Below are 5,667 nucleotides of genomic sequence, written 5' to 3'. Positions count from 1 at the left end.
TTGTCAGGGCGCTGCTCGCGACCTGCCGGTCAGTCGGTTGCCTGCTTCGGGGCGGGCACCGCGAGCAGGCGCCGGACGCCAGCGCGGGCCAGCATCAGGGTGAAGATGAGGGCCGTCACGGCGAAGAAGCCACCGAGGCGGACGGAGTCGCCGAACGCCAGCTTGACCAGTTCCAAGACGAGGAACTTGCTGCCTGGGAGCACGAGCAGCAGGAAGACGATGCTCACCACGCGCTGGAGCGGGGTGGTGGCGGAACGGATTCGGCCGACGATCAGCTTCTTCACCCACATGACGAACTCGAGCACGACCTTGAGCAGGATCGCGGTGAGCAGGGCCAGCAGGAACGACTCGGAGATCACCTGAGGGAAGAGCTGGGTGAACACGCCGAGCACCACGAGATAGACGAAGACGTCCACGAGATCGACCGGTTGCAGCCGCATTCGCGTAGCGTAGCCAGTCGACGTTGCCCCGCGCAGGACGCTTCTCTGCTTGTGGGACGCCTGCTTCGCTGGCAGCGGACAGGCCGGCCGCGGGATCATGGGCGCATGGAACTCGAACGCGTGGATCCCGCGGTGCGGGCGGCCACGGCCAAGCTGCCGGTGCCGGACGTCACCCGCCCGCTGATGCGGCGGCTCATCCGGTTCGCCACACGGCTTCTGCCGACGCCGGCACTCCCCGGCGTGACGAGGCAGCAGGTGCGGTTCGCGTCCGGGCGGGTGCAGGTCTACCGCCCTGTGGATGGTGCGCCCCGGGGTGGGCTGCTGTGGGTGCACGGGGGCGGGTTCGTGATCGGATCCTGGCGCCAGGACCACCGGCACTGCGCCGAGACGGCCCGCGACCTGGGCATCGTCGTGGTCTCTGCCGAGTACCGGCTCGCGCCCGAGCATCCGTTCCCCGCCGCCCTCGACGACGTGCATGCGGCCTGGGGGTGGCTGCAGGCCAACGCCGCCACGCTGGGCATTCCCGCTGATCGGATGGCGGTCGGCGGAGAGAGCGCCGGAGGCGGGCTGGCCGCGGGGCTCGTCCAGCGCCTTCACGACGAGGGCGGACCGCAACCCGTCGCGCAGTGGCTGTACGCCCCCATGCTGGACGACCGCACCGCTGCCGATCGCAGCCTCGACGAGGTGAACCACTGGGTCTGGAACAACACCCTGAACCGATTCGGATGGTCCGCCTACCTGGGGCAGGCTCCCGGCCAGGCGAGCGTGCGACCCTATGCGGTGCCCGGACGCCGCGACGACGTCACCGGGCTCCCCGACACGTGGATCGGCGTGGGTGACATCGATCTGTTCCACGACGAGGACGCCCGCTACGCCGCATGCCTGACCGACGCCGGAGTGCCGGTCACGCTCGACGTCGTCCCCGGCGGGCCGCACGGCTTCGAGAACTGGGCGAAGGAATCAGAGCCCGCCCGGGCACTGCACCACCGCGCGCGCACCTGGCTCGGCGCTCGCCTGGCCGGTCACTCCGCCAGTTGACCCGCACCGCTTCGCAAGCCGGGACTAGGCGAGTTCCTCGTTCACCACGGTGGTCTGGAGGCCAGCGGCGTCGGTGACCTCCACCGCGATGGCGTCGTAGCCGTCGGCGCGCAAGCGGTCGCCGTCGATCGCTTCCCCCGTGATGAGGCGGACGACGCCGTCGTCGTCGCGAAAGTCGTCCTCTTCCTCATCCCAGTCGATGTTGTCGTAGACCGTCACCGTGATCGCGAACGTCGTGGCGCCGTCGATCTCCAGCCGGTGGGACGCCTCCCGCGCGGACAGATCGTCGAGGTCGTGCTCGTCGACGAACATCGCGTCGTAGCCGTGGCGTCCTCCGTCGAACAAGACGACGTCGTCCCCGCCGCCGACCGGGCGCGCCAGGACCAGGGCCGGAAGCGCGGGGTCGGGGGACGCGACGATCAACTGTTCGCGGGGCGCGAGGGGGAACACGTCGCCGAAGAAGTGGACCTCGTAGCCGACCCGGCCCGGCGCGCCGAGGGCGAAGGAGCGCGCGATCTCGGGGTGGTGAGGGGAATCGACGGGAACGCTGTGGCCGACCAGGTGGCTGGGGGTGCGCATGGCGTCAGCGTAGGGGAGTCAGGTCGCGAGGGGAGCGCCGGCTGGGCGCTGCGCGCGGGTGAGGAACGACAGCACTGCGGCGAGCACGCAGGTGGCGGCGCCCGCCCACCAGGCGTAGGTGTACGCGCCGAACGCGTCCCGGATGACGCCCGCGCCCAGCGCCGCCGCGGCGGCGCCGATCTGGTGGGCGGCGAACACCCAGCCGAACACGATCGTGCTGCGCTCGCCGAAGATGCTGCGGCACAGGGCGGCCGTCGGCGGGACGGTCGCCACCCAGTCCAGGCCGTAGATCACGATGAACGCCACCATGCTGACGTGGACGGTGTCCGACAACAGCCACGGCAGCAACAGCAGGCTCACCCCCCGGAACGTGTAGTAGATCGCGAGGAGTTTGCGCGGGTCGAACCGGTCGGTCAGCCACCCGGAGGCCACCGTCCCGGCGATGTCGAACACCCCGACCGCTGCCAGCAACCCCGCAGCCGTCGCGGCGGGCATGCCGTGGTCGTGCGCCGAGGGGATGAAGTGGACGCCCACCAGGCCGTTCGTCGTGGCCCCGCACACCGCGAAGGCGATCGCGAGCGCCCAGAACGCCCGATGTCGGGCGGCGAAGGCGAGCCCCCCGAGGGCCCGACGCACCGCGCCGTGAGTGGGGCGAGGTGGTGCGACGAACGTGGCCGGATCGGCGCCGTAGGGGAGCACGCCCCGATCCGAGGGATGATCCCGCAGCACCCACCAGGCCAGCGGGATCACCGCCAGCGCCACGCCGCCGATGATCAGGGACGCCGGACGCCAGCCCCACCCCTCGGCGATGATCGCCACCGGCGGCAGCATCACCAACTGGCCGGTCGCCTGTCCCGCCGTGAGGACGCCCATCACCAGGCCGCGCTGCGCGACGAACCAGCGCTCGGCGATCGTCGCGGCCAAAACGAGGGCCATCGACCCGGTCCCGCCGCCGATCAGGACGCCCCAGAACACCAAAAGCTGCCACGACGCCGTCATGAACACGCTGCCCATCGCTCCCGCCGCGACCAGCGTCAACGCGGTGCTGACGACCCGGCGGATGCCGAACCGGTCCATCAGCGCCGCGGCGAACGGCGCCACCAGGCCGTACAGGATCAGGTTGAGGCTGACGGCGGCCGACATGACGCTCATCGACCAGCCGAACTCGGTGTGCAGCGGAACCATGAGCGCGCCGGGAGCCCCCCGGAACCCCGCCGCCCCGAACAGGGCCAGGAAGGCGACGGCGGCGACCCACCACGCCGGGTGGACGCGGTGGTGGCGCGGGCTGGCGGGAGGGAGCGTCACGGGCTGACTTTCTTCAACGAAGTTTGTAGGCTGGCCTACCGTAGCGAACTCCGCGAGGGAAGGGGAAGCGATGCCGCTTCGATCCGACTGGTCCGACGAGCTGTGCCCCATCCGGCGCTCGCTCGACGTGCTCGGCGATCCGTGGGTGCTCATCATCGTCCGTGACGTCCTGCAGGGGCGGGGCCGGTTCGACGCGCTGCGCGACAACCTGGGCATCTCCGAGGCGGTACTCAGCCGCCGCCTGCGCGCCATGGTCGAGGCGGGCCTGCTGGAACGCGCCGACTACCTCGACGGAACGCGCACCCGCCAGGGCTACGTCGCCACGCAAGCCGCCGCCGACCTCCTGCCGATCCTGCAGCAGCTCGCGATCTGGGGGGAGCGTCACACGGCCACGCCGTCCGGCGGCGCCCACATGGCCCTGATCCACCGGCGCTGCGGCCACGAGACGCTGCGTGGGGAGACGTGCAGCGCGTGCGGCGAGGTGCTGGTGTCCGAAGACATGGCCTGGGACAAGCCCTGGAAGGGGAGGCGCGACGCGCTCGTCGCCGCCGGGGTCCCCGGGCAGGCCTGATCAGCCCAGGGGTTCGGCGAGCCCGATCAGGATGCCCTCGGGTCCGCGGAAGTAGCACAGCCGGTAGGCGTCCTCGTAGCGCACCACCTCGTCGGAGACCAGTTCGACGCCGTGCGGCTGCAGCCGGGCCAGCGTGGCGTCCAGGTCGTCACAGGCGAACATGACGCGCAGGTACCCCAGGGCGTTCACGGGCGCGCGGCGGTGATCGGCGACCACCTCGGGGACGAGGAAGCGGGAGAGTTCCAGCGCGCCGTGACCGTCGGGGGTGCGTAGCATGGCGATCTTGACGCGCTGGGCACCCAGCCCGGTGACGCGGCCCGCCCACGGACCCTCGACCGTGGTGCGTCCCTCCAGGGTGAGGCCCAGCGCGGTGAAGAAGGCGACGGCGGCGTCGAGGTCGGCGACCACGATGCCCATGTTGTCCATCCGAAGCGGCATGGGCGCAGCCTAGGTCAGGCTCACCAGCTCGACTTGGTGATGCCGGGGAGTTCGCCGCGCAGGGCGGCGTGGCGGAATCGGACGCGCGACAGCCCGGCCTTGCCCACGTAGCCGCGCGGGCGCCCGTCGATCCGGTCGCGGTTGCGCACCCTGCCCGGCGACGAATCCCGCGGCAGCGCGGCCAGGGCCCGGGACGCCGCCTGGCGTTCGGCCTGGGTCAGGGAGGCGTCCTTGGTCTGGGCGCGCAGGGCGTCGCGTCGCTCCCGGTAGCGCTCCACCAAGGCGATCCGTCGCTGGTTGGCGACGATCTTGCTCGTCTTGGCCATCAGCGCTCCTCCCGGAAGTCGACGTGTTGACGTAGCACCGGATCGAACTTGCGCAGCACCAGACGGTCGGGGTCGTTGCGCCGGTTCTTGCGCGTGACGTAGGTGTAGCCGGTGCCCGCGGTGGAGCGCAGTTTGATGATCGGGCGCAGTTCGCCGCTCTTCTTCGCCATCAGAGCCTCTCCCCCCGGGCGAGCAGATCCGCCACGACCGCGTCGATGCCGCGCCGGTCGATGGTGCCGATGCCCTTGGCGCTCACCCGCAGCGTGACGTGCCGCCCCAGGGACGGAACCCAGTACCGCTTGCGTTGAATGTTGACGTCCCAGCGCCGGCGCGTGCGGCGATGGGAGTGGGAGACCGCGTTGCCGAACGTCGGCGCGGCCCCCGTGACCTGGCAGGTGCGAGACACCCTTGCCTCCTTGCGTAGAATGAGAATCGTTCTCAATACAGTACAGGAGGGTCACCATGAAGCAAGCCATCCACCCGACCTACGGGCCGGTCGTGTTCCGGGATCGCGCGGCAGGCTCCACGGTGCTGACCCGCTCGACCATCGTCGGACGCCTCGGCGCGGACCACCCCCGCATCGACTGGGAGGACGGCGCGTCCTACCCGGTCGTCGACGTCGACATCTCGGCGGCCAGCCACCCGTTCTGGACCGGCACCAGCCGCGTCGTCGACAGCGAAGGCCGCGTCGCGCAGTTCAACCGCCGCTACGGCATCGGCGCGGACAACCCGCGGTGAGCGCCGGTTCCGTGCGACCCCTGCGCCGCCGCCGGACCCCGGTGTACCTGATCACCGGCGTCGACGACGCGGCGATGGCGACGACCTCCCTCGCGCTGCAACTCAGCCTCCCGGGGGCGGTCGCCGTCCGCCACGTCATCGACCCGAGTAGCGGAACGCTGACCCGGACGGTGGCCGACCTGACCGGCGTCCTGGAACGCACCACGATCGACCTGGAGCACGCGTGCGTCTC

At 71.1% G+C, this 5,667-nt stretch carries 10 protein-coding genes and 1 pseudogene; 4 read left to right on the top strand and 7 right to left on the bottom strand.

The window, feature by feature from the left end; all coding sequences use genetic code 11:
- Positions 1–29 precede the first annotated feature (29 nt).
- Entirely contained in the window at positions 30–440 is a 411-nt protein-coding gene (locus V7E09_RS14105) for a hypothetical protein (RefSeq protein ID WP_324511446.1), read from the bottom strand.
- Between the two features lie 105 nt (positions 441–545).
- Here V7E09_RS14105 and V7E09_RS14100 point away from each other — a divergent pair, with 105 nt between their 5' ends.
- Positions 546–1,478, top strand: coding sequence for an alpha/beta hydrolase (locus V7E09_RS14100; protein WP_324523577.1), 933 nt, complete (start codon positions 546–548; stop codon positions 1,476–1,478).
- 24 nt (positions 1,479–1,502) lie between these two features.
- Here the strand turns inward: V7E09_RS14100 and V7E09_RS14095 are convergent, their stop codons facing one another.
- Positions 1,503–2,057 (bottom strand): hypothetical protein, encoded by a 555-nt coding sequence (locus V7E09_RS14095; RefSeq protein ID WP_324523576.1) that lies wholly within the window; start codon positions 2,055–2,057, stop codon positions 1,503–1,505.
- Positions 2,058–2,075: 18 nt separating this feature from the next.
- Positions 2,076–3,362, bottom strand: coding sequence for an MFS transporter (locus V7E09_RS14090; RefSeq protein WP_324511449.1), 1,287 nt, complete (start codon positions 3,360–3,362; stop codon positions 2,076–2,078).
- Between the two features lie 70 nt (positions 3,363–3,432).
- On the opposite strand from V7E09_RS14090, the gene V7E09_RS14085 reads away from it, so the two are divergent.
- Positions 3,433–3,933 (top strand): winged helix-turn-helix transcriptional regulator, encoded by a 501-nt coding sequence (locus tag V7E09_RS14085; protein WP_324511450.1) that lies wholly within the window; start codon positions 3,433–3,435, stop codon positions 3,931–3,933.
- Here V7E09_RS14085 and V7E09_RS14080 read toward each other — a convergent pair whose 3' ends face one another.
- From V7E09_RS14080 to rpmB, 4 genes are read right to left on the bottom strand one after another with little or no spacing between them, the layout of a single operon-like run.
- The gene (locus V7E09_RS14080; protein ID WP_324511451.1) at positions 3,934–4,371 is read right to left on the bottom strand and encodes a VOC family protein; all 438 of its coding nucleotides are present in this window, start codon (positions 4,369–4,371) and stop codon (positions 3,934–3,936) included.
- A gap of 20 nt (positions 4,372–4,391) precedes the next feature.
- Positions 4,392–4,697, bottom strand: coding sequence for a 30S ribosomal protein S14 (gene rpsN / locus V7E09_RS14075; protein WP_324511452.1), 306 nt, complete (start codon positions 4,695–4,697; stop codon positions 4,392–4,394).
- On the bottom strand, positions 4,697–4,867 hold the full coding sequence (gene rpmG, locus V7E09_RS14070) for a 50S ribosomal protein L33 (RefSeq protein WP_324511453.1): 171 nt from the start codon (positions 4,865–4,867) through the stop codon (positions 4,697–4,699). The genes rpsN and rpmG overlap by 1 nt, the downstream gene beginning before the upstream one ends.
- Positions 4,867–5,103 (bottom strand): 50S ribosomal protein L28, encoded by a 237-nt coding sequence (gene rpmB, locus V7E09_RS14065; protein ID WP_324511454.1) that lies wholly within the window; start codon positions 5,101–5,103, stop codon positions 4,867–4,869. Before rpmB ends, rpmG begins: the two co-directional genes overlap by 1 nt.
- Positions 5,104–5,159: 56 nt before the next feature.
- Between rpmB and V7E09_RS14060 the strand changes: the two genes are divergently transcribed.
- Together V7E09_RS14060 and V7E09_RS14055 are read left to right on the top strand one after the other, a co-directional pair.
- Positions 5,160–5,435 carry a type B 50S ribosomal protein L31 gene (locus V7E09_RS14060; RefSeq protein ID WP_324511455.1) on the top strand — a complete coding sequence of 92 codons (276 nt, stop codon included), beginning with the start codon at positions 5,160–5,162 and terminating at the stop codon, positions 5,433–5,435.
- Positions 5,432–5,667: pseudogene (locus V7E09_RS14055) on the top strand (hypothetical protein); the annotation flags it as partial. The gene V7E09_RS14060 and the pseudogene V7E09_RS14055, both read left to right, overlap by 4 nt.

This window comes from Propioniciclava sp., assembly GCF_036744435.1.
GTDB lineage: Bacteria > Actinomycetota > Actinomycetes > Propionibacteriales > Propionibacteriaceae > Propioniciclava.
This window is presented reverse-complemented; position numbering and strand designations above follow the sequence as displayed.

Bases quoted from the DNA above. Each gene is read 5' to 3' on its own strand.
- V7E09_RS14060 (WP_324511455.1), top strand. From the start codon at position 5,160: ATGAAGCAAGCCATCCACCCGACCTACGGGCCGGTCGTGTTCCGGGAT.
- V7E09_RS14080 (WP_324511451.1), bottom strand. From the start codon at position 4,371: ATGCCGCTTCGGATGGACAACATGGGCATCGTGGTCGCCGACCTCGAC.
- V7E09_RS14100 (WP_324523577.1), top strand. From the start codon at position 546: ATGGAACTCGAACGCGTGGATCCCGCGGTGCGGGCGGCCACGGCCAAG.
- rpsN (WP_324511452.1), bottom strand. From the start codon at position 4,697: ATGGCCAAGACGAGCAAGATCGTCGCCAACCAGCGACGGATCGCCTTG.
- V7E09_RS14105 (WP_324511446.1), bottom strand. From the start codon at position 440: ATGCGGCTGCAACCGGTCGATCTCGTGGACGTCTTCGTCTATCTCGTG.
- V7E09_RS14095 (WP_324523576.1), bottom strand. From the start codon at position 2,057: ATGCGCACCCCCAGCCACCTGGTCGGCCACAGCGTTCCCGTCGATTCC.
- V7E09_RS14085 (WP_324511450.1), top strand. From the start codon at position 3,433: ATGCCGCTTCGATCCGACTGGTCCGACGAGCTGTGCCCCATCCGGCGC.
- rpmG (WP_324511453.1), bottom strand. From the start codon at position 4,867: ATGGCGAAGAAGAGCGGCGAACTGCGCCCGATCATCAAACTGCGCTCC.